We start from the raw sequence: 24,591 nt of genomic DNA on the forward strand, positions 1-24,591 counted from the left end.
CGCTTGGAACCGCCGGCCTACTTGCCACGCCGGCCGGGCGCTGGTCTGGCAAGTGGGCTTTCCGTTTGCCAATGCGTTCGTTCCCGGCCCTCACGGGGCGGCGAGTCCCTGCCGTGAGCGCCTCACCCGCGAGGCTACATGGCGGCCGTGGAGATTACCTCAGCAGCGGCGCCCGATCGGAAACCTTAGCACCTCAGCGCTTTGGCGTGGCTGCTTGAACTCTTCGACGGCAACGGCCTCAATTAGCAGGTCCAAGGCTTCGCGGCCCCTTTGACTCATCGGGTCATCCCCACAAAGGTAGTCATACGCTCGATCTAAATGCACTCGGGCGGCGGAAAAATCGCTTGTCATATCATAGAACCCTCTCTACCCGCCCGCATTGCCGTCTACGAGGTGAAGGTAGTGCAATCGTCAATATATACAGACAAATTTGAATTAAATCGGAGATGATCATGGAGGCCGAGTTCCCTGACCTGATGCCGCCATCGAGCCCGCCGACGACCACTCGCTGGCGCTCGGTCGGTTCATAAATGCCGAGCACCCCGTCCCGAGACCACCTCTGACCTCCCTCCTTCGATGCTAGACGCGTGGAAGACATGGCTGCGCCGCCGCTGCGAGAAAGGCGTGTCCCATCGCGCGGCGGCTGCATAGTGGGCAGCCAGCGCCGGGAGCTAATCGGCAAAGCCGCGTGTGGCGATTTTGCATAGCGGGCGCAGGCGAATCGCCACGCCCGTCCAGCATGTCCGATGCCCCGTAGGCCGCCAGGATCCCTGAGCGGAGTGCATGCACGATCCCGCGTGATGACAGTGGATCGGCACAGAACAGGCAGTCGCCCGCCGCGACCCAGCGGTCACCGGCGGCGGGATCGATCGTTGCGGTTCCCGCCGCCTTGATCATGCTGGCGGTCTCGATTGCGTTGGGCGGCACGAGCGGCGCGATGGACTGCGTTGCGGCTAAAGCGCGGTACCAATGTCCGGCTTTGCGCAGTTCGCTGCCCAGATCCGGATCGGTGAGGCACGCGCAAGTCGGCGCTGTACCACCAGCCTTCGGGACGCGCCTCGACGACCATGCTGCAATCGCCCGGTGCGCGGTCGAAAAAGCGTGTGTAGGCGGCAAGATGTCCGTGCATGGTGAGCTTGGCGCCGAAACATCGCGCCAGCCTCCAACTGCGACCGGTCGCCCAAACCACGGCGCGGGCAACGATAGCTTCATCGGCCAGCTTGAGCAGCCAGCCTTGATCGTCGCGCACTGCCGAACCCACGGCCGAGCCAAACCGCGTGTCCACACCTGCCGCCTTGGCCGCCTGCACCATCAGCCGGTCGAATCGCGTCCGGTCGAGCTGCCAGCCGGCACCTTGAGCGGAAAACATGCCGTGCCGCTCGCTGGGAACTTCATTGGCCCACACCGAAACAAGCGCACGATTTTCAACGAAGCCGGCCTCGGCGAACGGCGTCCAGACACCAAGCTGACGCAGCAGCCCATTCGCTACTGCCGGCAGCACCTCTCCCGGCTTTGGCCGATCATGCCTTCCTGCTTCCAGCAACAGCACGCTCCGCGCGGGTGCATCGTTGCCAACGCCAGTCCGGATGTGGTCGCCGCCGAACGTGATCGTCTCAGCGAGCTGGCGGGACAAAATGCCAACCTCAAGATAGCGTTGGCCCGGATCAGCGAGGCGGACTGAGGAAGACTTTAAATTCAAAAGGTGACACGTGGCAATAGTCGCGTGCCGCTGTAGCCCCAGGCTCCGCTTCACCGTGGGGACCGATCGGTCGCACTCTCCAAGCCTGGGGTTCTTCTCTGCCACCCATCATCGAATTTTGGTGGATTGTCCGTCTCCCGCACCGGTTTGAGCGCGATAGACAAGAATCGCGTTTTCTGTGCCGGCCGGGCTTCAATGACGGGGATGGCGAAAAGCTGAGTGCTCGGGCTTGCGGGCCGAGCTTGTCGGTCGCTCGATGGAAAGTGTCATCTGAGGCGCTTCCTCTCCCGCGTGCAACTGGAAGACACGCTCGTCCAGTTCCTTGTCCACTTCCGTCAGACGATGATTGAGGCGAAGGTAGTCCGTCCAGGTCGGCGTGCGGAACGTTTCCGTCCAATGCATAGGCTTCTGCAAGTTCCGCTGGAGCGTCCAATTCCGAGCACCGACCCGGCTGTGTACATGACGCCGCTGCCGCATGAGGTCGAGGAAAGCCTCGAGATTTCTCTCGGCTATCAGATATTCGACCTTGACCACGATCGGGCCGCTTCTCGGCTTCAGATTGAGAGCGACAGCCGGGGCATCGAATTCCTCCAGAGGATCGGGCTCTGAGTCGCGGCGCTCGCGAAGAGGAAACAGAACGCCGGCTGCAGCGACGAACATCAGGGAGGCAGCGGAACCCTGCAGCGCCAGGGCCAGCGAATGGTTTTCGGCCACCGTGCCCCACACCCAGCTGCCGAGCGCGATTCCACCATCTATCAAAGCATAGTAGATCGAGATGGTGCGCCCCACGACCCAGCGCGGGCTTGCCAGCTGCACGCTCACACCGACCCCTGACCAGGCGGTGACCCAGCCCGCGCCGCCCAAAGCGAGTGCAATTGCCGCCACCCCGATCGAAGTTGTCAGTGCCAGGGAAAGTGAGCACGCCGCGCAGGCGACGCAGGAGAGCCTCATCAGCCGCTCCTGCGACAAGCTCCGTCTGAACAGGCTGTTGGACAGGCCAGCGAAAACGGCTCCGGTCCCGAAGCCGGCCATGAGCGCGCCATAGGCGAGCGGGCCTCCTCCCAGCTGATCGCGGACAACCACCGGCAGCAGCGCGAGTATGGCGATGCTCGCCAAGCCAAAGAGGGTTCCGCGCGCGATCGCGGCCTTGATTTCCGATGACATCGCCGTGAAGCGCAGCCCGTCATAGATCGCCGTCCTCATCGACTCGCGTGGAAGAGGGGAAGAACGAACCTTCCACTTGCAGCGCCAAATAGTGGCCAAGGGTACGAAATAGGTGAGCGTGGTCACCGCGAATGCCGCCATAAGGCCAAACGAGGCAACTACAATGCCGCCGAGCGCCGGGCCCACAGTCCGGACGGTATTGAATCCAACAGAAAGCAGGGTGACGGCAGCGGGAACATCTCGTCGATCCACAATATCGCCAACCGACGCTTGCCAGGCCGGATCATTGAGAGCACCGCCGCTTGCGATCAAGAAGCTGAAGCCGAGGATCATCCACGGACTGACAAAGCCCAGCGCCACCGATGCGGTCAGCATCGCGGAGGCAGTCACCATAAGGCACCGACCGGCGAACATGACCCGGCGCCGGCTGAAATTGTCAGCGAGAGCCCCGGCGAAGACAGACAAGACGAAGGCGGGCAGGTTCGATGAAGCCTGAACCAACGCAACCATCAGATCGGAAGTCGAGATCGTTGCCATCAGCCAGCTGATGGCGACAGTCTGCATCAACCAGCCGAGGCTTGAAACCTGCGTGGCGAGCCAGATCGAGCGAAAAGTGGGCTGCAGAAGTGGCCCAAAGGTCGTTGGTGCAGCCAAATCTTCGTTTGATCCAGCCACCCTACTCATTTTGCGATCCTTTGCTTTCCGTTATTGTCGCTTCCCATGTAATCTAGGCTGAACCGTGGCGGCTGGAAGAATAGATGGACCCATTTGTCTCCGACGAATGTGGCCACAGTTCCTCCTGACCAGTGGTCTGGCGGCCGAGACGCAGACATGGGCCGGCTCACTCGCCTTCGACGACATGTTGGTGAGCCGGAATTCACATGTCATTTGAGGCATCATGCTCGTTCGACGCGCTGCCGAGCGATTTTTCGCGAAACGTTACCCTGTTCCGATGCTGAGTGTGGCTTCCGAAAAGTGAGGACGCTTGCAGATCTTTGACAGGATCAGTTCCCTGATAGATGCAGACGATTGCCAGGCCGCGATCGAAGACGCGCGCGCCCTGCTCCTTCAGTTCGGACAAAAGTCTGATGCGCTCACACATGCGATCGACGAGTTTCTGCTTGACCTGATGACATTGGCTTTCATCGTCGAATGTTACGGACGCGGCTTTGAACTTTTGGCGCGAATGCTTGCCCGTAGAAGGCTGGCGAAGGTCAGACTGTTGTCGGGAGGGGTCGGCCGGGCAGAACGGGTTCCAAAGCCTGATGGCTGAACCGGCGATCGAGCCGCGTTCCAATTAGCGACGTGGCGACTGCCAAAAAAAGGGCCATCGGAAAACCGAGGTATGTAAAGTCAAAACCTTCAGAGGGGGACAGCTGATACGATGGAATGGGAGCAAACCATCGCGTGCATCAGCTGTAAGCTTAATGGCTAAAAGTTGTGCAATGCGCAAACACACTTTGTGCAATGCAGCTATGCAGTAACGCAAAGGCTCAAGTTGCAAGATCGAGTTTGGAAATGTTTGCTGCTCGTACGGTGATGGGCGAGATCCTTAAGCGTATGTACGGCGGCATGATGGACGCTTGCAAGCATCCAGACAAGATTATCGCGAAGCTAAAATAAGAGGTTCGATCCAATCGGCGATGCGTTAGCCGCGCCATTCTGGTTCAGCCGGGCGTTACATGGCCTCGCCAAGTTGAGGATGTATTGGTCGCGAGCAGCCGCGTGCCAATTTGGAACCCACGACCATATGCAACGATTGGGCACTGTCCGAAAGAAGGCCGAGAACTGTTGAAAGTGCGCTAGATGGAGATATTCTGAATCGGAACGGGGGCATGGTTCATCGCCAAAGCGAGACATGGATGAAAAGCAGATCGCGCCCAACGCCTGATCCAACCATTGCAACGGAAGTCCCCTGGTCGGAAAGCCTAACCGCATATGATGACAAGCATTTCGAGCTCTATTTGAAGCTCATGGACGCTTGCGCCGACAGTGCCAGCGAAGAGGAGATGGCGCTGGATGTACTGGGTATCGATCCGGTCAAAGAGCCAATCCGCGCCCGTAAGGCCCTTCGCAGTCATCTCAAACGGGTGCTCTGGTTTATGCATGAGGGCCATAAGGAACTGCTTCCAAGCCGACCGCCTCAATAACTGCGGCGCCGAACAAGGTTGCCCGAGAGATCAGGTGGCGCCCTCGGGGGATGCGAGGACACTTGAAAGCCGCAATCGGGTTATCATCTCCATACTGCGTGTGTTCGGCTCCGCACGGCAAGTGCCCTTGAGTCGAGGATGAATGCACATGAAGAAGAAAGTTCATCTGGAAGCCTGCTGACCGATCCCTTGGAGCCCTTAATCGGGTCCCAAGTTGTTCCCGACGAGCGTTGCGAGGGGCGGATGCAGGACCAGCCGGAAATCGAGCCAGGGCGTGAAACGAAGTCAACAGGTGCGAGGTTCGGCCTGCTGGGTGTGGCTGTGTTGGCCGTAGGCGCCTTCATCTGGACCGGCTTCGGCGAAGGCATCCAGCAGGGCACGTCCAACGTCGTTCGGACTGTCATCGACAAGAGCATGCAGCGCCTTGGGCTCGGGAAAGCCCCCAACGCTCTTACAGAGGGCGAGTGGTATCTCTCGGTGTACTACGGTCCCGACTTTACGGATGTCACCCCCGTCGGCCTGGGGCACCCCTTCAAGGTGACATTCACGTCGGCCCCGGATTTGTCTGGCACCTACGAGAACGTTGCAGGGAGCGGCTCGGTAAGCGGCTTTGAACGACCCGGTCAACTCGTAATGACCTACTCCGGAGCAGATGGGATGTCCCATGGAGTTGCCATTCTCCAAGACATTCAGACCCACCTTTCTTCCAACAACGTCGAGCATGATTACGTGGGAGCCGTTTTGGTCCACGCTTGCTATAAGGCGGACACCCAGCAGTGCGATGCCGCCAAATCGCAATATAAATTCTGCAGGGCGATTTTGTCGAAAAACAGGGAACCCGACAAGGATCCTTCCCTCAAGGGTTACCTCGACGAACCATGTTCGACTTTTCAGAACGATCTTAAGCTGAAGCTTAGCCCGACGGCACAGCTTTAGGCACGAAGGCGCTCACCAGGGTCGCAGCTCAAAGAGAACGGCGCCCTTCGCCGGGGGCCGTCCGTTCCGCATCCCGCCTGACGGCGGCGCGTTGCTGATGCTCCTACGGCCGCCCTGTTGAGCCGGTCTCAGGGCCACGGTCTTTCTCCTGCACCGATCTGACTTGGTCCCGCTGGCGTGCATTTCGGTGCTTCCGTTTTGTACGCTCTTCTCTCTTGGGCCGCTTCGCGGCACGGCTGCGCCGACATGGATGTGCCTAGCGGCACCTTTCCTATGTAGCGGGAAGAGAGGCGCGCGGCCCTCTCTCCCTAGCAAGCCGCCGCGGGCGGGTTCCCCCATCTTCCTCCGCTTCGCTAGGTGCAGACCGGGGAGACCCCTCCGCCCCCGGGACTTGCCCCCCTCGCTCCCCGCTACTCGCCGCGAGGCAGGGGTTCAGGGGACCTGAACAATTCAGGTCAATCCCTGAAATCAACAACGAGCAAGTCGATGAATACTGCTGAAATCACTATCCCGCTCGCAGGTAGGGCCGAACTGGCCGCCACGATCGAGGCCCATGGCCTCATCCATAACCTTGTGACCCGCAAGGCGCCGAAGGGAGCCAAGTTCGAAGTCGTCGCCGGAGGGCGGCGACTGGGGGCGTTGCGGTTGCTGCTGGACGAGGGCCGCATCGGCACTGCCACCGCTGCCAGGCTTGGACACAAATCGATGCTGCCGATGATGATCATGGCCGATGTTCGGCAGGCCTATCGCACTGACAACTATGCACAAACCGTAATTGAGGGAGCAATCTGGCCGATGCTTTGGCCGATCCATGACGATCGGCCGGACTCAGACAGGTTCGAGGTGGAAAACAGGCAGCTTTAAACATGGTTCTGCCTCGGCCAGCGCAACATTCGCCTGGAGCTTCGCTTATGTGTGTGAGCTTGTTCTCTCGCGCCCGAATTCCCCATGGATGGCCCAAAAGCAGGCGATCCATTTGTCATTTTTAAGTGCCCGGACTGCCAGTTGATCGCGTTCTGACCCGACTGGGAGTTCAAGTTTGACCTGAAACTGACCGGGTGCTGGATGGCAGGCTTCATCCCCACCGGTCTGATATGAAACAACGTCCGGCCCCGAGGCTAGGCTGCAATCTCGTATGGCTTCTATGCGCCGTTCTCTTGGAGCGTGTTGCGGGCTTGGTCTGCTCAACCTCGGAGCTCAACGCTTCACGGGGTTAGGATGAGCGTTCGAGGCGCAGGATTACTGCCGACACTGCTCTTCTTGTTCGCATTGGGCAGTTCCCGTTGGAGCCTTCCATCTTGCCGACTGCTGAGTTTGGAGTGGCCGTAGCTGTGAAATCGAAAAGAAGCCAATAGGCAACGTTTGCCGCGACGCTACTGAGAGCTGGTCACCGGGAGAGCCGAAGGTAGAACGAAGTTGTCTCGTTGAGCTTGTATGTGGCGCCAGCATAGAAGGCCCAGTTCCCACCCCAAGGCTTATACAAACCGCCACCGTTAGCGCCGATCGCGTTCATGGCCTCGTCCTTTTGGCAGAGATCACCACGGTCGCTAGCTGGCGAGCAAAGTCCGTCCCAGCGCTGCATTATCTCGTCGGATCCGGCAAGCTGGCAGAATTTCCCAGGCGGAGCTGACGGGGGGATGGTGGGAATAAAACGGTGCGCGTGAGGTCTCGTCGGGAACAGCCAAGACATCTAAGCGGAACGGACTGGCATAACGCAAAGACACAGGCGAGCTCAGCGGCAAGGTGGTTTGTTATCACCATGGGACGCCTGCCGCGGTGGTGTCGTGGGTCGAGACGGCGAGGGCAGCGGTCGCCATGCGCCCCGACCGGCTTGCCTTGTTCGGCTACTCGCATATCCCATCCCAAATAAAGAACCAGCGCCTCATTGAGGCGGAATTTCTTCCCCACAGCGCTGCCCGCGCTGAACAGCATGCGGCTGTCGCCGTGACGCTGGTTGCCGCCGGCTACCGGGAGATCGGNGTTGGGCTACTCTGCCGATACCTGCAGAACCCTGATCGGTTTCGGCGCGTCGGCTATCGGCCGCATCGGCCAGGGGTACGTTCAAAACGAAGTTACACGGGATTTCTACATCCAGCACATCGCAGCTGGCCGACTGGCGACATCGAAGGGCCATCGCCTCACAGACGACGACCGCGTGCGAGCCGCAATTATCGAGCGACTAATGTGCGATTTCGAGGCTGACGTGCCGGCAATCTGTGTCGCCCACGGATCTGATCCGATCCGTCTTCGCGATTCGGCTGAGCGCTTGGCGATGCTGGCCAAGGACGGAATAGTGGACTTCGAAAACGGTTTTGTCCGCGTACGGCGGGAGCATCGCTTTGGGATTCGCGCTGTCGCTGCCGCATTCGATGCTTTTAGCGATGGCCTTACGTATCCCGCAGGTGAGGGCAAGCACACAAGACGGAAGCTAACACAGGGAGTATCTTTTGCCGGAGAGAACGAGCTGCCATCGTGCGGTGCCCGGTTAGTAGTGAAGCGCCGTAAAATGTCGACATAGGCGTTGGTGAACTGGACCGAACGACGAGGACAGCCTATTCAGTGTGTTGTCGGCAGTTAGTTCGAAAGTCCTGCTACACCCGATCCGATGCCTCTCAACGCCGAGGCCGCACCTCCGTGCCGAAGCCGGCCTTCCCAATGGTGGGTCGAGCCGTCGCTTACCCCGTGCTTGCCTCACAGATCCGCGACCGAGAACCCAGCCTCATGTTCCCGCCCTGCCGGGCCTAGGTCCATCTAGTATGAAAGGAACACGTCGGAACCTGGGATATCGCTTGCCCGGCCGGGCGGCGATAGCCTTGTCGGGGCAGCGAGGAGCCGTAGCCGATGATGAACGCACAGGAGAAGTCTGGCGTGAATGGGGCGATGATTGTCAAGCTTTGCTCTCGAGTCATTTCGTCAACCATCTTGCGTGACCGATTGGCGACCATCTCCTCGTCCCGACCTTATATTACCCGTCGCCTATCGCCGCCAGCGCGCAGTGACTTGTCAAGGATGGAGGCCCGCAGACCCCATCGCGGGGCGACTTGTCCTTGATGGTAACGAGCACGGCGGCAGGTTTGCCGTGGTCGGGGAGCCCTTCCTTGGGCGGAAGCCGACGACAGTGTTCGAGGGGAACTCGCCATGAGCCGGGTGCGCAGAGATCGTCCGACGCTCTTGTATTTGCTGGATCCCAGCCGGCTCCGCCTCCGACTGCCTCGGTAGCTCGGTATCCTGAGCGCGTCGGCGGCATCATGCCATTATCATCCTACGAATTGCATGCTCCATCGTCCTGGACGAGACCGGTTTGGCTAGCCAAAGGACGAAGGTCTGATTACCAGATGTGATCGGCATGGGGTCGCTTCCACCAACGACGATGATCGGCACCGTCATCAGGGTGGTACGTACGGCTTCGGGCTGTCCTGGCCCGAGGAAAGTCGCTTTATCGAAAATTAGGAGGTCGGCTGCCTTCCCGCTCTCGATCCAGTCGCAAAGACTCTCGAAGGTCGCGAAGCCGACCGGCTTATAACCCAGCGCGGCGATCTTATCCTTGTAGATCTCCAACGCTGCTGGATCGGGGTCAACGACTGCAATGATTTCTCCGTTGCCAAGTGATCCATCGCATGGGCCGAACGCGCTATCAGCTCTGACCTGCTCCTCAGCGCAGGCCGGTAAGTAGAGATCGAAGCGTGTACCTCGGCCAACAGCCGAGGTGACGTCAAGGCATCCTGCGAGCGCGCTCACATGGCGGTCCACTGCAGCAAGACCCAGTCCGGTCCCGCCGACGCGAGAGCGCGTGGTAAAAAAGGGCTCAAAGATATGCGGAAGCACCGAACTTGCGATTCCTTGGCCATCGTCGCTGATGGAGAGGAGAACGTAATCTCCCGGTTTCAAGGTGCCCTTAGCCACGGGCTTCGTTTGACAGACGTGAGCGCGAGAAACGCTAATCTCGACACGGCCCTCATTCAAGAGAGCCTCCGATGCGTTCTTGCATAGATTCATAAGGATCTGCTGTATCTCGGTCGGGCTGCCCTCGATTACCGTTTGCCACTCGTTGATCTTGAAGTTCAACTGAACATCCACACGAAGTGCAACCCGCAGCAATGGCGCGAGATCCATTACACTCTCCGAGACGTCGAAAGGCATCGTCACGCGCTTCCGATTTCGGCTTAGTGACAAAATTTGGTCAATAATCAGTTTGGCTCGGTTGCTGGCCAAGATAATTTGGCCGATGTGGCCCCGAATTCTCGAGGGGCGACGCACAAGACCTTTAGCCATCTCTGCGTAGCCGACTATTGCTCCTAGAACATTATTGAATTCATGTGTAACGCCGCTTGCGATTGTGCCGACAGCCGTCAGCCTTTCCGCATGCTCCCATCGACTCTCAAAAAGGTTACGTTCCGTGTGTACACGTTGCATTTCAAGATGGTTGCCTAAACGCACAGTAGCGCTCGCCAGAACCAGGAGGTCGTCTGTGGAGGGTGGTGAGCGATCTCCTTCAAAAACAAGGATACAAACCGCAGCCTGCTGATCGGAGGCCCTGCAACCAACAATTTGACAAACACCGGTAGTGCCTACGGCAGTCCGAACCACTTCCGAGGCGGGAACGACGCGAAACACTGGCTGTTCCGGGTGTACAAGTGAGACGACTTCATTGATTAGCGTGGCGTTCCAGACGCGCATGCGCTTGTTCGCGACAAAGTACTCGGTATTCCTGCTGATACTCGGATCCACCAGAGCAAGCGCGCATTGATCCGCATTGAAAACGCATTGAATGAGTCTAAGCGCTGCTTCGGTGGAGAAGCGCCGCGAAGCCTTCGTTGCTTGACTGTCGATGAAACAAGCTTCGATCTCACTCATCGCCGCTTCAAGCTCTAACCGCCTTTCCAACCGGTTCGTCCGCACATGCAGCGTGGAGGCTCGAATGGTCGCAAACAAGCAGAGGCATATGGACACCAAGCCAAAGAAAAGTCGTGTACGCTGCGCTTGCGCGCTGGCGAAGCTGTAGGCTTTCAGATGTTCTCGCTCCAATTCGGCAGCCTTGGCGAACGTGTCGAAGGATGGGATCCGATTGACAGCGCGGTCCAACCTCAACATTGAGGACAGGATAGCGCGGCCCTCGCGGGCAACATCCTCCGTGACTTGGTCCTGGCTAGGAGGAAGTCGGCGGAGAGACTGATCGATTTGTAATGCGAGGCTGAATCCCGGTCTGGCCGAAAATTGAAGGATCAGATTGGAAAATTCAGGCCTGTTCGACACTCCCCCCCGAAGGCGATTAGCCGAGCGAGCAAAGCGTACCAGAGAGCTTTGCAGAAGCTCATTTTGCGCGGCCGAGGCCGAGATGGCAGCTTCTGTGTTTTCGAGGGAATTTTTGAGCTGTGCAACCAACCTGGAGTGCACCCCGGAGCTCTCATTGGGCGAGATCTCAACAAGGCGTTGGTAGTTTTGAAGGTTCCTTTTTAATGCTTGCCCGGTAGAAGCAACGGAACGGAAGTCCAATACCATGTCTGCGCGGGCGACGTCTCGCTGGAGCAATGCGTAGTTGATCTGAATCGTCCGCAGTTCGCTTAGGACCGCCTCGTTGATCTGGGGGTCTTGCCACTGTATCGCGACCAAGAGCGCGACCGAGGCCACTAGGGCCATTACAGAAGCTTTGTCGGTACTGAGCCATTTTTCCCAAACGAACGGCGTTTGATCCGCGGTGCGTGCCTTGCGAAGGTCCGATTTGAATTCTAGCTCCCCATCGCGTCGGTGTGCGGCCGGATGCTGCTGGAACAGGAAAGCCAAGTGTACCTCTCCCCTCAAATAGGCGGTGTAGACGCCGTAGCACTCTGCCCCCATGGCCCGCTGACCTTCCATTGATTCGCGGGCGTTTCGACCTCGACGGCGAGGCGGCAGCACAAGGCGGGCAACTGATCGCAGTTTTCGGAACTGGTCTTCCGAGAGATCATCGAAGGGGCATACAAGCGCACGCCTGCAGCAGCCGAGGATGATACCGGTCGGTCAAACGCAACTGGCGAGGGCCGGATCTGCTGTTGGCTGGCAGCTAACACTGGCGGGGCGGCGGCCTCAACTCCGGCGTGCCTAGAGCCGGCTGCTGCGAAAGCGTCCGACACGCTTCCCTTGGGGTCATCCCGTCCAGCGGGCATCCTTGGATCGCTGAAAAAAGACGAGGCGGCTTGATGATCCTGCCCTCGCTGAAGCACCTCGCGAAACCCCTTTTCCAGTCGCAGAAGCTCCTCTGGATCGGTAGGCGGCTCGTCAGCTCGACCATCGAACAGCGGCCGGAGCGCCTCGGACACGTGCTGCTCAAAGCCCACTCGCCGGGCCTGGACCGCTTGCCCGTCTTCCAAGCCGGCGTCCTGCACCTGCGACAAAGCTGTTACACGGGATGGATTACTATTTCGCCGGGTCCACACCAGCCTCACATCAAACTGTATCGTCAAAGTCCTGCGCCAATTCACACAGCGGGTCATCGAGTTGAGATTCGGCGGAGAGCGCCTCCTCTGCTCCCGTCAAGGGCGCCGGCTCCGGGAGGGCGCCTGTCTGGCGTTCAAAGATGCGTTTCAGAATGCGATCCGAGAAATAACGCACCTTCCTCAATTTTAATGGTGGCAGACCTTTGATGAGAACAATCTCGTAGTCGTCATCGAGCAGCCGAACCTGTTCGGGACGCAATAGCGGTGCACCTTGATGTGAATTCTGAATGGTCCAGTCGAACGTTCGCGCCTGGCTGTGGGAAATCGATTTTGCTTCAAAGGTGTATTCACCGATGGCCTTGGAAATGTAGTTCGGAGTCTCGTCATCAGCCGTGGCCATGAACACTTGCAGTCCGGTATTGCTGAGAAAATTCTGCTTGCCAGCCTCTCCATAAGCCCCCGTCAGTGCCGAAAGGCTTTGGATGATGAGCATGAAACGCCCCTTGTAGCCCGCGATAGTCGTGATTGCGGTCTCGATCGCCTCAAGCTTACCCAAGTGCTTGAACTCGTCGAGCAGGAAGAGAACCTCGTGCTTTTCATCCCGGCGGGCCAGCGACCGCTGCAGAATTGAAACGATTTGCTGAAAAAACAAGCGTATCAAAGGCGCGATCACCTCAAGGTCGTTCGGACCAACGCAAAGATAGATGCACGTTCTGCGACGGCGAAGATCATAGACCGAAAAGTCCGAGCGACTTGTGGCCGCCTTTACAGCGGGATCCGCCCACAGGTTGAGCCCGCCATCGCCGAGCACGGAAGTGTAGGAGGTTAGGATTTTCGTATCGTTCCCCGCCATGTCGTCGAAGATGCGTTGTGCCTCTTTGTTCTGAGTCTCCATGGCGAGTCGCGCGAAGAGCTTAAACTTCTCCCCCGGCTGGGCGAAGAGGTCATAGACGGCGCCGATTGTTGGCGTGCCCCGCTCGATGCAGGCAAGGATTCCCGCGACAAAGATATCTCGCGCGCCGCTGACGAAACCTTCCGCGCCCTCCCCCTTGGCCGTAATCAGGTTTGCCGCCAAGCGGCGGGCTTCGGTGAATTGCTGCTGTGGAGGCAGCGCTATAAGATCCAACAGCGGATTGTAGCAGTTTGTGCGCCGCTCCGAATCCAGCGGCGCGAATTTAAACACGTCGTCACCTGCGGCTTTGCGCGCCCTCGAGGTGAGCTCAAAGAGCTCCCCCTTGACGTCCAGAGCTATCACCGAGCCTTTGAATGTAAGTAGCGTTGGAATGACTATGCCGACGCCCTTGCCAGCGCGGGTCGGTGCAACGATGAGGCTGTGAGGCTGCTCGCCATTGGTCAGGAAGTAGCCAGGCCAGAAAGGGCCACTTGTCTTCCCAAACACCGGCCCTGTCACGCCACGGTATCGTCGCAGATATCCCGTGCGTCGCATTTCATCCACTCGAGCCCAACGAGCCGTCCCGTGGTGTTCGAGCTTGCGGCGCAATACGATCTGCTGAATCAGCAAGACGACCGCGGACGTCGAGAGCACGATAGCCGCGCCCCGATAGAAAACGGGGGTTGCGAAACCCAAATAGAAGGGCGTTTCAAACCAAAAGGCACGGACATCAAACGCCATCAGAGCCTCGCCGCTGCCGCCGTGGCGGAAGGTTGCGTAAAGACTTGCCGCACAGAAGCCCACGGCGAGTGAGCACGCGATGCTAATGGCTATGTTGGGGGGCGTCGTTTTTGTTGAAAGCATTGTTCCATTGCCGGATTAGCCGTAGCTAATGCTGCGCGTGCTTCAGAGACCGAACCGGCGTCGCGCGATGTCGCCGCTCGACAGATCGATGCCGCAGTGGGTGGTGCGATGCTTGCAGCGCATCACCCGGCAGACGTGGTTTTTGAAAGTTACACTAAGCAGGTACGTCAACGGCCAGCGAATTGGAAACGGCAAGGCCGTAGACGGAATTCGGGAGAGAAAGCGTCACTGTACCATGGCCGAGACATCAACGGCCGGAGCGATCTCTGCTTCTGGTGGCCTCCATTAGGTCCTCTCGGGCGTGATTGTAGGCTTGGCTTATGGACCGCCCGACTTGAGCACCCCGCTGCAGCTGTTCATAGGAGGTTTGCGGGCCTACTGTATCACGGACTGCAGCCTCAATACCTGCTATGTGGCCGTCCAGATTCGCACTCCGTTCCTCTGCTGCATGCTGCGGCGGCGGCATGTGCGGCAAGATGTCTTGCATGCCGGGAAAAACTGAGTGAGCTTGGGCCTGTTGATTTGCGTCGAACTGGTGATACATGTTGAGAATAGCATTGGATGCCATGTTTCTGACATTGCCATCCGGATCAGAAGAAGCCAATCCAATGGCCTGATCAAGAATGCGAGATTTGTTTTCCTCAGTAAACTTACTGAAGTGTGGCGCAACGTAATAAGTTCCGAGAGCTTGCGACGGCGGATCCATGTTGCCAATGCGATTAACAATAGCATCTTGCAGCCCTGGCGTTAGGTAATTGCCTAGATTACTGGCCGCTCCGACTTTCTGCAATGCTATGTCATCCGTGCTGTACCCCAATTCGGCTGTTAATGTCGCGGCCAGATTGATGGCTGATCGTCCAAGCCGATTGGTCCGCCTTTCAAATCTCGCGAGGTCAGTTTCTGGCCCGGGTTGAGTGCCCCGAACGGCTGTTCGCTCGTGCGTCCCGAGGCCTTTGAAGCCCCCAAGATTTCGCGCTGTATCGCGCGGGTTAGCGGTTACCAGCCGTTCTGCAACATCGCTCAATGGCCCCTCTGGAACGTCACGGAGGCTACTGCTCCCCACGCCTTGAGATGATCTTGCAGCTGCGCGTGCCCGTTTGTTATCGCGATCCATTGCTCGCCTCCAAAGTAGTTATTCTACCCAGAGGTTACCACCGAAGCTTGACCTGCTAAACCGATATGATGTTACAGTTGTAGTATGGCAAAGGGTTCCCAGCTCTGTGGGTCTGCCAAGTGCCCGTCCAAGCCGAAGAAAATACGATGAAGCTGGCATCAAATGCGATGTGAACTGCCCCGGGCTTTCCGGAGGCCGTTTCGTTTGAGTTACGCGGCTATGGCTGGTTCATCCAACATGGCGTAGTAGCGTTCCTCGGCTTCGGCCGGCGGGATGTTGCCGATGGGCTCCAGCAGCCGGCGATTGTTGAAGCAGTCGACCCATTCGAGCGTGGCGAACTCGACGGCCTCAAATGAGCGCCAGGGTCCGCGTCGATGGATCACCTCGGCCTTGTAAAGACCGTTGATCGTTTCGACGAGAGCATTATCGAAAGAGTCGCCGGCACTGCCCACCGAGGGTTCGACGCCGGCCTCCGCCAAGCGCTCGGTGTATCGAATGCTGACGTATTGGGCGGATTCAACCGGTCGTCGCGACACCAAGGGATTGGAGGTGGCAATGACGGTTCACCAACGCGCTTAGATCGGTGCACTCGAAAGAAGCTGGATTCGCCCGGGCGTCCGCCTGCCTGGCAGCGTGAGAATCGCTTCCGGTTCTGGCAAGCTATTGCCTTGGGACATTCGAGCGAGGAGGCCGCACTGGATGCCGGTACATCAACGCCTCTTGGTCCGCGCTGGTTTCGGAGTACAGGAGGGATGCCGCCAACGCATTTGGCGCCGTGGGCGAAGCCGCCTTCGGGGCGATATCTTTCTTTCGGGAGCGCGAGGATATTGCGCTTGAGCTTGCCAAGGGGATCGGCATCCGGGCCATTGCTCGTAAGCTAGGTCGGCCGCCGAGCACAATCTCGCGGGAGGTCAGGCGCAATGCCGCGACGCGTAGCGGCAATCTGGATTACCGGCCAGTGCCGCCCAATGGCACGCCGATCGTGAGTCCCGCCGGCCTCCTGGCAAGCTGGCGGTCAATCCGGCTCTGCGTGAATATGTTGAGGAGCGCTTGGCCGGCAAAGTCACCAACCCCAATGGCGCCTCATTCGAGGGCCCCAAGGTGGGTGTGGAAAAAACGACAGAGCCGGAGGTGGTCGGCAACCTGGAGCCCCGAGCAGATCGCTAAATCGGCTTCAGATCGATTACCCAGAGGATCAAACCATGCGGATCAGCCACGAGACGATCTATCAGTCCTTGTACATTCAAGGACGCGGAGCATTGCGCCGAGGACTGACCGCATGTCTGCGTTCAGGCCGAGCGTTGCGCGTACCGCCCGAACGCGCGTACCGCGCGAACGGGCCCGAGTTCGCAACAAGTCCTTCATTGGAGACGCCCTTATAATAAGCGACCGTCCGGCCGAAATTGCCGATCGGGCTGTCCCCGGACATTGGGAAGGCGACCTCATCCTTGGCCTCGGAAGCTAGGCGATCGGTACGCTCGTGGAACGAAGTTCACGCTTCACAATGCGTGCTTCACCTGCCGCGCATGCAATGGCTATCAGCAGAGCCTGCGCATCAAGAACGGTCCACCACTTGCCGGCCACGGCGTTGAAGCAGTCCGCAGAGCCATAGCCCGATCCATGGGCAAACTTCCCGAGCAACTGCGTCAGTCGCTGACTTGGGCCCATGGAGCGGAAATGGCGCAGCAGCCGACCTGCGCATCGACACCGGGCTCGAGATTTTCTTCTGCGATCCCCAAGCCCGTGGCAGCGAGACTCCAACGAAAACACCAACGGCTTGCTGAGACAGTACTTTCCAAAGGGCACGGATCTCAGTCGGCACACAGCCCGGGAACTGGACGCAGTCGCCCATGCTATCAACACAAGACCGCGCAAAACGCTCGGCTGGAAAACACCTGCCGAACTCCTCGACCAACTCCTTGGGGGACAGTATGATGCCGGTGTTGCGACGATCCGGTTGAATCCGCCTTGGCTGCCTCTATCGCTGTGATGGATGAGCCCGCCTCCCCGCACGGGCCGCCGATCATCGAGAGCCTGTTCCAGGGCATCGAGAACGAAGGCTGCATGCGCCGTCCGGCTCACCCGCCAGCCGACGATCCGACGGGCATAGGTGTCGATGACAAAGGCGACATAGACGAAGCCCGTCCAGGTCGCGACGCAGGTGAAGTCGGAGACCCGCAGCATGTTCGGCGCGGAGCAGTGGAACTGGTGGTTGACGTGGTCGAGAGGGCAAGGTGCGGCCTTGTCGCTCACCGTAGTGCGGATCGGCGGACGATGCCTTCGAGGCTCATGGCCTTCATCAAGCGGGCAACCGTGCAGCGGGCGACGTCGAAGCCCTCGCGACGCAACCGCCGCCAGACCTTGCGAACGCCGTAGACGCGGAAGTTCGCCTCAAACCGTCGGACCTCATGCTTCGAGGCTGTATCCCATCTTGCCCGAGCCGACAGCCGGCAGGGGTCGACGCGCTTGGCGACATGGTCGTGGTAGGTCGACGGGGCGATCGGCAGCACCTTGCAGATCGGCTCAACCCCATGCGCCTTGCGGTGATCGTCGATGAACGCGATCGTGGCCTGAACCGGCGGTCGAGCTTCGCCTGGGCAAAATACGCGGAAGCCCTGCTCTCGTTGGCCTGCGAAGCTCGCGGCTCTCGCGTTCCAGAGCCTTCAGTTTCGTCGCAGCATCCGTGGGAACTCCGGCGCGCACGCCGCCGTCACGCTCGGCTTTCTTGCAGCCGATCTTGGCGGCGATCGATGAAACCGCCGCCCAGCGCGACGTATGCTCGCGTTCGTGATCCAGAACCAGCCGCACCGCGGGGGGTCCGGACCTCGGGAGAGAACTTGTTGGTCGCCTTGCTTGTCATGGTTCCACCTTCTCAGGAGTTGGAGCCTCCGATCAACCCGGGGCGGAACACAACAAGGGGCACGGATCAATCTGGGCGGAAACCCTAGAGAATCAGCCCTCAGAGCCTTTGGTAATAACCGATCCCTCGCACCTGTTTGGGCTGGGTGTACAAGTCAGGTTTTCATCAGGTTGGACGAGTATGTCTGGCAGCCAGAGCGCGACCACTTCCGTGCCCGCCCGCTCGTCTGGCAGACACACAAAGGAGAAAGATATGCCGTCAGCTACAAGCAGCGCCATCGTTTCCTGCCGCAGATCATCGCCCATCCGGTCTGGCCCTCCTTCAGGTCCCCTTGAGCCTGTGTCTCGTCGAGGAAATGGCCCGGGAGCGGGATCGTGGTTTCGTATGAGACAATCCGCCGGTGCGGCAACAAATGCGGTCCGCATCCGGAGCCATTACGTCGCGGCACTTGATATTGCAGTGCAGCAAAGGTAGAGGGCCGCCCCTTATCGGAGTGTCGTCCATGGTCCTTACCAATACCGGTAGCGAGGCAGAACCCGTCGAACAGTCGAGCCATCCGGCAATCGAACAGCAAAGCCCCAAGGTGCTGATGCTAGGCGCGCTCGGCGTTGTCTATGGCGATATTGGCACCAGCCCGATCTACGCGTTCCGTGAGGCGCTGGTGGCGTCGTCGGGCGGCAATGTCGCCGAGCGCGGCGATATCCTCGGCGTGCTGTCGCTGATCATCTGGTCGCTGACTATCATCGTCACCATCAAGTACATCATGTTCGTGCTGCGCGCCGATAACGGCGGCGAGGGCGGCGTGCTGTCGCTGATGGCNATCAAGTACATCATGTTCGTGCTGCGCGCCGATAACGGCGGCGAGGGCGGCGTGCTGTCGCTGATGGCGCTAGCGCGCGGCAGTTTCCCCAAGCGGTCGGCGGTGATCCTGGGCATCGGCATCGTCGGCGCCTCGCTGTTTTTCGGCGACGCGGTCATCACGCCCGCGATTTCGGTGCTGTCGGCTGTCGAGGGTATGAACGTCGTCACGCCGACCTTCCAGCCCTATGTGGTGCCGCTGACACTGGTCATCCTGGCCATGGTGTTCGCGGTGCAGCGCTTTGGCACCGGCGGGGTGGGATTGGTGTTCGGCCCGGTGACCGCCGTATGGTTCCTGGCAATTGGCCTTTCCGGTCTCAACCACATCATCGCCGATCCAGAAATCCTGTGGGCGGTGAGCCCGCACTACATCGTCGCCTTCCTGATCCATTCGCCCGACGTCGCTTTCGTGACCATCGGCGCCATCTTCCTCGCCGTCACCGGCGCCGAAGCACTCTATGCCGATCTCGGCCATTTCGGATGCAGGCCCATCGTGGTCGCCTGGCTGTGGATCGTGTTTCCCTGCCTGCTGCTCAACTATGCTGGGCAGGGCGCTTTCGTGCTGGCGAAGAACGGTCACGTCGGCCACCCATTCTTCGAGATGAACGAAGGCTGGACGCTGATCCCGATGGTGGTGCTGGCAACCGCCGCGACGGTTATCGCCAGCCAGGCGGTGATCTCCGGCGCCTTCTCGCTGACCAGGCAGGCGGTGCAGCTCAATATGCTGCCGCGTCTCGAAATCCTGCACACCTCGGAACGGCAGTCGGGCCAGATCTACATGCCACGTGTCAATCTGTTGCTGGCGCTGGCGGTGATGCTGCTGGTGGTCGGTTTCGGCGAATCGAGCAAGCTGGCCTCCGCCTATGGCATCTCGGTGACCGGCAACATGCTGGTGACGACGGTGCTGCTGTTCGTCGTCATGACGCGCATNGCCTCCGCCTATGGCATCTCGGTGACCGGCAACATGCTGGTGACGACGGTGCTGCTGTTCGTCGTCATGACGCGCATTTGGAAATGGCGCCTGTGGGTGGCGGTGGCGATGACGGCGGTGTTCGCATTCATCGACATCGGCTTCTTTGCCTCCAACATCGTCAAGGTGTTCGAGGGCGGCTGGGCGTCGCTTGCGGTGGCCTTCACCATCGTTCTGGCGATGTGGACCTGGGTGCGCGGCAGCCGCTATCTGTTCGACAAGACCCGTCGCAACGAAATCCCGCTCGATTTCCTCGCCGGCAATCTGTTGAAGAAGAAGCCGCAGCTGGTGTCCGGCACCGCNTATGGAGCAGCCCAACATTCCGCGCGCGCTGGCGATCTGCCGCAAGCAGGGCTGGAAGTTCGACATCATGACGACGTCGTTCTTCTTGTCGCGGCGCTCGCTCAAAGCATCGCCCAATTCCGGCATGCCGGTGTGGCAGGACAAGCTGTTCATCGCGCTCGCCCGCTCGGCGGCCGATGCGACGGAGTATTTCCAGATCCCGACCGGACGTGTGGTCGAGATCGGCACGCNGCTCGCCCGCTCGGCGGCCGATGCGACGGAGTATTTCCAGATCCCGACCGGACGTGTGGTCGAGATCGGCACGCAGGTGGCGATTTAGGGCATGCCGCGGTTGAGAAGAATCGGTGCTGTCACATTGAATGAGCGTTAAGGAAATTCAGGTAGCAGCGCGCCCGGCACTGTAAGTTTCAGCGGCTTGATGCAGCGATAGCTGGCCGGGACGGCTGTCACGCTGTGGCGACACACGCGATTTTGTTCAGATTTGCATGGGAGCGTTACGCAGGTCTCGATGTTGAGCCGATGACAGCGCATTGCAGGGAAAGTGAGCAGGTCGGCAATCGGATCATGGATGGAAACGAACCGCTGAAGCTGGCGTGCCGACTTGAAGCGTTTCATGATCCTTTGGCGTCGTCGGGTCGGCTGGTGCGAATTTTCCGCTCGATTATTCAGGCCTGTGTGCGACCGGTGTTCGAGGCCGGGCATGAGGTCGCGCATGGCGGCATCATAGGATCGGAGCTTGTCGGTGATCATGATCCGTGGTGTCCGCCCTTGAGCTTTCAGCAACTTGCGCATCAGACGCTTTGCCGCCTTGGCATTTCGGCGGCTTTGTACCAGCACTTCGAGGACGAAGCCGTCCTGATCGACGGCACGCCAGAGCCACTGCTTCTTGCACTGATAGCCACGACACATTCGTCGAGATGCCATTTGTCGCCCAGGCAGCCGGCTGATATTGATCTCCTGGGCGAAATGCCGTCCGAATTTCTCCGCGCAGCTTCGAACGGTCTGATGCGTGACGATGATGCCGCGGGCCGCCAGCATGTCCTCAACCATGCGCAGGCTGAGCGGAAAGCGAAAGTAGAGCCATACCGCGTGCGCAATGATCTCGGGGGAAAGCGGTGGCGACCATAGAGCGGACCACGAGCAACTTCTGACATGGCCCAATGTAAGCACATCTTCATAAGCTGTCGGTTGACTTTACGGTGCCGCGCCAAGCGAGCAGCATCCGGCCGGCGGGGCCGACCCCGTCTCCCGGCCGTGAGCAGAACGGCATCACGCAGGGGCCGCTTCATCCTCGACGCGGCCAGCCTGCTTTGCCGTTACCGCCGCCGCCGAAAGCGCCAGGCGTTGCCGCCAGGCGCCGGTCCGCCGGCAGCGGTTCGTCTCCACCGATGATCCGATTGCCAACCAATTCCACTTTCCCCCATACCTGCGTAACGCCGCTATGCAAATCTGGACAAAATCGCGTATGTCGCCGCAGCATGACAGCCGTCCCGACCAGCTATCGCTGCATCAAGACGCTGATATCTTTACAGTGCCCGCACGCCTCTCGCGCGCCAACGGCCAGTCGGTGTCGCGAATTGAGGCGCACTGAAGCCGTCCGGCTCAGCCGATCATGGCGCTTCGGTTGCCGGGTTCGAGGTCGTGGCCTCTGCCGCTGCGCGATTCTAGCAATTGCGCCTTGGAGAGCTCTGCTTCAGCCTCGGCGAGGCATGGCTCGGCTGCGGTTCTCTGCCGCAGAAGGTCCGATTGCGAATTCTTGACGTTGTCACGACGTAGGCGAGCGGCCTTGGCGAACGTCGGATAAGCGAAATGATTGACATCGGAGATGCCGCCCTTCGTTTCCTCGGCGTTTATCTGGAAGTCCAGTTCTCGCGCCATGCGTTCGAAATCGGCAATCATGATGTCTAGCTGGTGCAACTGTCGCCGCTTCTCATTCACCTGAAATTGCTTCAGTCGGACCAGATTACCTCGTGGCTTCATGACTCGGTACTCCGGTACCCATTTCGTCCAATCAAACCGCTCTCTCCCCTTGACGTTAGGCCTACAGCGACTCTCACGTTTTCTGCTGCGAGCGGAACCATATTTTCCAAAATCCTTGGCCGATGGCTATGAGTTCAATGCATCGACAAGCATGCGAGCGGGGGACTTAAGGGGCGGTAAAAAAAGGCGGAATAGGGCGATTTTCACAATGTCTGCATATGAACGCGTTGAGACCTGCGGCGGGCTTGACACACAAAGCAATCATCAAGATTTGCGACATGGACGCCGGGGGGCATGAATACGCCCGCCGTCAGCTACACGCCCCCCGATTTCCGCCGCCTATTATCGCCCACGCGCTCTGGCTTTATTTCCGGTTTCCGCTGAGCCTGCGCCTGGTTGAGGAAATGCTGCTGGAACGCGGCATCGTGGTTTCGTATGAGACAAGTCGCCGGTGGGGCATCTAAGTTCGGGCTGGACTGCGCTCGCTGCTTGCGCCGCAAGCCGCCGTGCCGGAATGATGTCTGGTACCTGAACGAAGTGGTCGTCACCATCGCCCGGCAAAAAGCTTTGGTTGTGGCGCGCCGTCGACCAGGATGGATATGTGCTGGACGAAATCGTGCAAAACCGCCGCAACACCAAGGCCGCCAAGCGCTTGCTGACGCGGCCGTTGAAGAAGCAGGGGCTCGCGCCGAAGCGCATGATCATCGACTAGCTGCGCTCGTATGGAGCGGCAAAGCGACAGGTGATGCCGGACGTCAAGCACCGGTCGCACAAGGGGTTGAACAACGGAGCGGAGAATTCCCATGTGCCGCCGCGAAAACGGGAGCGGATGATGCAGAGGTCCGATCGCCGGGAGGCCTGCAACGCTTCGTCTCGACCTTGTCAGCCCTCCGCAACCTCTTCGTCCCGCCCCAAACGTTCTGCTCTCGCCATACATGTTCATCGCCTCAGCGCGATGGCGCTGGTGATATCACGACGCGTTTGTACCGCTCGACCTACGCCACAGGTGCCGACGCTGTGACGAGCTTCGTCGGTCGCGTGTCGAGTGACGGCACCGGGGACAATTATCGTCGACCGCAGTCCATTGCCCAGACCAAGGCGCTTCTCGGCGTCGGCACGATGGCAAATCGCAGCGTCACGATCTCGGCCGCTGCCCCTTCTGGCGGCGTGGACGGTGATTTCTGGGTGCAGCCGTAATGGCCCTTTACGTCAAAGCCTCCGGGGTCTGGGGGGCGGCTAGCCGTATGGGTGAAAATCTCAAGCCTCTGGACCAAGGCTCGACAGGTCTATGTGCGCAGCTCGGGCGTCTGGGAGAAAATGTTCCCGATAGATCTGGTCTTCAATGGCACTCACGAAGACTCGACTGCCACGACCGTTTACACCCACACCAGCATTCCGCTTCTTGTCGCGCCACACGCTAATCGTCGTGTCATCGTGACAACTGAGACCGAAAGTGCAGTGACCGTCAACAGTATGACGATTGGGGGTGTGGCTGCCACCCTTCTCGCTCAGGTGGAAAGCATCTTCAATTCTGGTGTGGTCTATCTGTCAGTGTGGTCGGCCCTCGTGCCAACCGGTACGACGGCAACGATCGTGACCACGTATAGTGAGAGCGTGTTCCGTGACAACATGTCGGTCTATACGACCACCAATTGGGATGGTGTGGTGGGCACTGTTGCCTCTGACAACAATTCAACGGGTGGCCTGACAACGACCGTCAGCATTGGTGCCCTGGGCGCAGCGATCGCAATTGCGGGCAACGCCACCAAAGGGGCATCGGCACTGCGACATGGACCGGGCTGACCCAACAGTTCTCAAACACACCAGTCACGAATAGAAACCACAGCGGAGCAATGGCAATAGCTACCGCCGCCCAAGCTGCCCTCACCGTAACCTGTGCCTACAGCACTACTCCAGCACTTGTCGCACTGCTGGTGGTTCCGCGGTGCGCAACTCCTGACTGGCGACGGCGTCGGCGACATGCCTTACGGACTCGTATTGCCAGAGCTTGTAATCGTCGACAAACCAGCCAAGTCGGCTCTCGATCGCCGTAGCAAGCTCGTTATAGTCGAGGCTGTCGAGGCCGAGATCCCGCATTCTGGTTGTCATCGACACCTCTACTTTTTCGGCAACTAGAGCATTGAGGGTTTTGAGAACCAGTTGTTCAATTTCAAGTAATGTCATCACTAATACAGCCTTTTGCTTGCAGATTCAGGTAATGCAACCCTGATCGGGGCGCAACCCCCAAACCAGGTGTGCCGTTGAAACATGTTCTTGTCATTGACGATGATGCCGCAATGCGGCGCCTCATCGCCGATGCATGCCCTGAAGGTAACCGCAGTCCACGATAGCAAGCAGTTTGACTATGTTCTTTCACGTGAGCCAGTC

The 24,591-nt window shown here is 59.3% G+C and carries 15 protein-coding genes, 7 pseudogenes and 1 other annotated feature; of the genes and pseudogenes, 9 read left to right on the top strand and 13 right to left on the bottom strand.

The window, feature by feature from the left end; all coding sequences use genetic code 11:
- Nucleotides 1-159 precede the first annotated feature (159 nt).
- The 4 genes from X757_RS1000000169110 to X757_RS1000000167005 all read right to left on the bottom strand — a co-directional run bounded on the left by X757_RS1000000169110 (nucleotide 160) and on the right by X757_RS1000000167005 (nucleotide 4,160).
- On the bottom strand, nucleotides 160-351 hold the full coding sequence (locus X757_RS1000000169110) for a hypothetical protein (protein ID WP_023727257.1): 192 nt from the start codon (nucleotides 349-351) through the stop codon (nucleotides 160-162).
- 499 nt (nucleotides 352-850) lie between these two features.
- Complete coding sequence (locus X757_RS142465; protein WP_023727258.1) at nucleotides 851-1,633, bottom strand: NAD(P)/FAD-dependent oxidoreductase; 783 nt, start codon at nucleotides 1,631-1,633, stop codon at nucleotides 851-853.
- Between the two features lie 258 nt (nucleotides 1,634-1,891).
- Nucleotides 1,892-3,547 carry an MFS transporter gene (locus tag X757_RS142460; protein ID WP_031242934.1) on the bottom strand — a complete coding sequence of 552 codons (1,656 nt, stop codon included), beginning with the start codon at nucleotides 3,545-3,547 and terminating at the stop codon, nucleotides 1,892-1,894.
- A gap of 193 nt (nucleotides 3,548-3,740) precedes the next feature.
- Nucleotides 3,741-4,160 carry a hypothetical protein gene (locus X757_RS1000000167005; protein ID WP_084567147.1) on the bottom strand — a complete coding sequence of 140 codons (420 nt, stop codon included), beginning with the start codon at nucleotides 4,158-4,160 and terminating at the stop codon, nucleotides 3,741-3,743.
- Nucleotides 4,161-4,725: 565 nt separating this feature from the next.
- On the opposite strand from X757_RS1000000167005, the gene X757_RS1000000167010 reads away from it, so the two are divergent.
- From X757_RS1000000167010 to X757_RS01000000165220, 4 genes and pseudogenes are all read left to right on the top strand, one after another.
- Nucleotides 4,726-5,013: a hypothetical protein gene (locus tag X757_RS1000000167010; protein ID WP_081726247.1), complete on the top strand. Its 288-nt coding sequence runs from the start codon at nucleotides 4,726-4,728 to the stop codon at nucleotides 5,011-5,013.
- Between the two features lie 138 nt (nucleotides 5,014-5,151).
- On the top strand, nucleotides 5,152-5,949 hold the full coding sequence (locus X757_RS142450; protein WP_156933477.1) for a hypothetical protein: 798 nt from the start codon (nucleotides 5,152-5,154) through the stop codon (nucleotides 5,947-5,949).
- Nucleotides 5,950-6,435: 486 nt separating this feature from the next.
- Entirely contained in the window at nucleotides 6,436-6,813 is a 378-nt protein-coding gene (locus X757_RS142445; protein ID WP_023727262.1) for a ParB N-terminal domain-containing protein, read from the top strand.
- Nucleotides 6,814-7,725: 912 nt separating this feature from the next.
- Nucleotides 7,726-8,332 (top strand): annotated as a pseudogene (locus X757_RS01000000165220) (coproporphyrinogen III oxidase); the annotation flags it as partial.
- Between the two features lie 863 nt (nucleotides 8,333-9,195).
- Here X757_RS01000000165220 and X757_RS142435 read toward each other — a convergent pair.
- The 4 genes and pseudogenes from X757_RS142435 to X757_RS142415 all read right to left on the bottom strand — a co-directional run.
- Nucleotides 9,196-11,730 carry a two-component system VirA-like sensor kinase gene (locus tag X757_RS142435; protein WP_031251512.1) on the bottom strand — a complete coding sequence of 845 codons (2,535 nt, stop codon included), beginning with the start codon at nucleotides 11,728-11,730 and terminating at the stop codon, nucleotides 9,196-9,198.
- Between the two features lie 642 nt (nucleotides 11,731-12,372).
- On the bottom strand, nucleotides 12,373-14,118 hold the full coding sequence (virD4, locus tag X757_RS142425) for a type IV secretion system ATPase VirD4 (RefSeq protein WP_023727267.1): 1,746 nt from the start codon (nucleotides 14,116-14,118) through the stop codon (nucleotides 12,373-12,375).
- 247 nt (nucleotides 14,119-14,365) lie between these two features.
- Nucleotides 14,366-14,908, bottom strand: coding sequence for a hypothetical protein (locus X757_RS1000000169120; RefSeq protein ID WP_245261469.1), 543 nt, complete (start codon nucleotides 14,906-14,908; stop codon nucleotides 14,366-14,368).
- 533 nt (nucleotides 14,909-15,441) lie between these two features.
- A pseudogene (locus X757_RS142415) lies at nucleotides 15,442-15,744 on the bottom strand (integrase core domain-containing protein); the annotation flags it as partial.
- 30 nt (nucleotides 15,745-15,774) lie between these two features.
- On the opposite strand from X757_RS142415, the pseudogene X757_RS1000000167015 reads away from it, so the two are divergent.
- Nucleotides 15,775-17,222: pseudogene (locus X757_RS1000000167015) on the top strand (IS30 family transposase).
- Here X757_RS1000000167015 and X757_RS1000000167020 read toward each other — a convergent pair.
- Nucleotides 17,201-18,092 (bottom strand): annotated as a pseudogene (locus tag X757_RS1000000167020) (IS3 family transposase); the annotation flags it as partial. The pseudogenes X757_RS1000000167015 and X757_RS1000000167020 sit on opposite strands and share 22 nt — an antisense overlap.
- Nucleotides 17,725-17,841, bottom strand: a sequence feature (AL1L pseudoknot). (Overlaps the previous pseudogene by 117 nt.)
- Nucleotides 18,093-18,594: 502 nt before the next feature.
- Here X757_RS1000000167020 and X757_RS01000000165225 point away from each other — a divergent pair.
- Nucleotides 18,595-20,452: pseudogene (locus X757_RS01000000165225) on the top strand (potassium transporter Kup); the annotation flags it as partial.
- A gap of 137 nt (nucleotides 20,453-20,589) precedes the next feature.
- Here X757_RS01000000165225 and X757_RS01000000165230 read toward each other — a convergent pair.
- From X757_RS01000000165230 to X757_RS142410, 3 genes and pseudogenes are all read right to left on the bottom strand, one after another.
- The gene (locus X757_RS01000000165230) at nucleotides 20,590-21,273 is read right to left on the bottom strand and encodes an IS6 family transposase (RefSeq protein WP_245275100.1); all 684 of its coding nucleotides are present in this window, start codon (nucleotides 21,271-21,273) and stop codon (nucleotides 20,590-20,592) included.
- Nucleotides 21,274-21,427: 154 nt separating this feature from the next.
- Nucleotides 21,428-21,591: pseudogene (locus X757_RS1000000167025) on the bottom strand (DUF1403 family protein); the annotation flags it as partial.
- A gap of 234 nt (nucleotides 21,592-21,825) precedes the next feature.
- Nucleotides 21,826-22,203, bottom strand: coding sequence for a hypothetical protein (locus tag X757_RS142410; RefSeq protein WP_023693588.1), 378 nt, complete (start codon nucleotides 22,201-22,203; stop codon nucleotides 21,826-21,828).
- Nucleotides 22,204-22,481: 278 nt separating this feature from the next.
- Between X757_RS142410 and X757_RS01000000165235 the strand changes: the two are divergent.
- From X757_RS01000000165235 to X757_RS142400, 3 genes and pseudogenes are all read left to right on the top strand, one after another.
- Nucleotides 22,482-23,224 (top strand): annotated as a pseudogene (locus X757_RS01000000165235) (IS6 family transposase).
- Nucleotides 23,221-23,400 (top strand): hypothetical protein, encoded by a 180-nt coding sequence (locus tag X757_RS142405; protein WP_031194388.1) that lies wholly within the window; start codon nucleotides 23,221-23,223, stop codon nucleotides 23,398-23,400. The pseudogene X757_RS01000000165235 and the gene X757_RS142405 overlap by 4 nt, the downstream one beginning before the upstream one ends.
- 51 nt (nucleotides 23,401-23,451) lie before the next feature.
- Nucleotides 23,452-24,006 (top strand): hypothetical protein, encoded by a 555-nt coding sequence (locus tag X757_RS142400; protein ID WP_156933478.1) that lies wholly within the window; start codon nucleotides 23,452-23,454, stop codon nucleotides 24,004-24,006.
- 105 nt (nucleotides 24,007-24,111) lie between these two features.
- On the opposite strand, the gene X757_RS142395 is transcribed toward X757_RS142400, so the two are convergent.
- Nucleotides 24,112-24,387 (bottom strand): acyl carrier protein, encoded by a 276-nt coding sequence (locus tag X757_RS142395; protein WP_023679571.1) that lies wholly within the window; start codon nucleotides 24,385-24,387, stop codon nucleotides 24,112-24,114.
- Between the last annotated feature and the right edge of the window lie 204 nt (nucleotides 24,388-24,591).

Origin of the sequence: Mesorhizobium sp. LSHC412B00, assembly GCF_000503035.1 — a bacterium.
GTDB lineage: Bacteria > Pseudomonadota > Alphaproteobacteria > Rhizobiales > Rhizobiaceae > Mesorhizobium.

Coding starts and splice junctions, on each gene's coding strand:
- X757_RS142445 (WP_023727262.1), top strand. CDS start 6,436: ATGAATACTGCTGAAATCACTATCCCGCTCGCAGGTAGGGCCGAACTG.
- X757_RS142395 (WP_023679571.1), bottom strand. CDS start 24,387: ATGACATTACTTGAAATTGAACAACTGGTTCTCAAAACCCTCAATGCT.
- X757_RS142410 (WP_023693588.1), bottom strand. CDS start 22,203: ATGAAGCCACGAGGTAATCTGGTCCGACTGAAGCAATTTCAGGTGAAT.
- X757_RS142450 (WP_156933477.1), top strand. CDS start 5,152: ATGAATGCACATGAAGAAGAAAGTTCATCTGGAAGCCTGCTGACCGAT.
- X757_RS1000000169110 (WP_023727257.1), bottom strand. CDS start 351: ATGACAAGCGATTTTTCCGCCGCCCGAGTGCATTTAGATCGAGCGTAT.
- X757_RS01000000165230 (WP_245275100.1), bottom strand. CDS start 21,273: ATGGTTGAGGACATGCTGGCGGCCCGCGGCATCATCGTCACGCATCAG.
- virD4 (WP_023727267.1), bottom strand. CDS start 14,118: ATGCTTTCAACAAAAACGACGCCCCCCAACATAGCCATTAGCATCGCG.
- X757_RS142460 (WP_031242934.1), bottom strand. CDS start 3,547: ATGAGTAGGGTGGCTGGATCAAACGAAGATTTGGCTGCACCAACGACC.
- X757_RS1000000167010 (WP_081726247.1), top strand. CDS start 4,726: ATGAAAAGCAGATCGCGCCCAACGCCTGATCCAACCATTGCAACGGAA.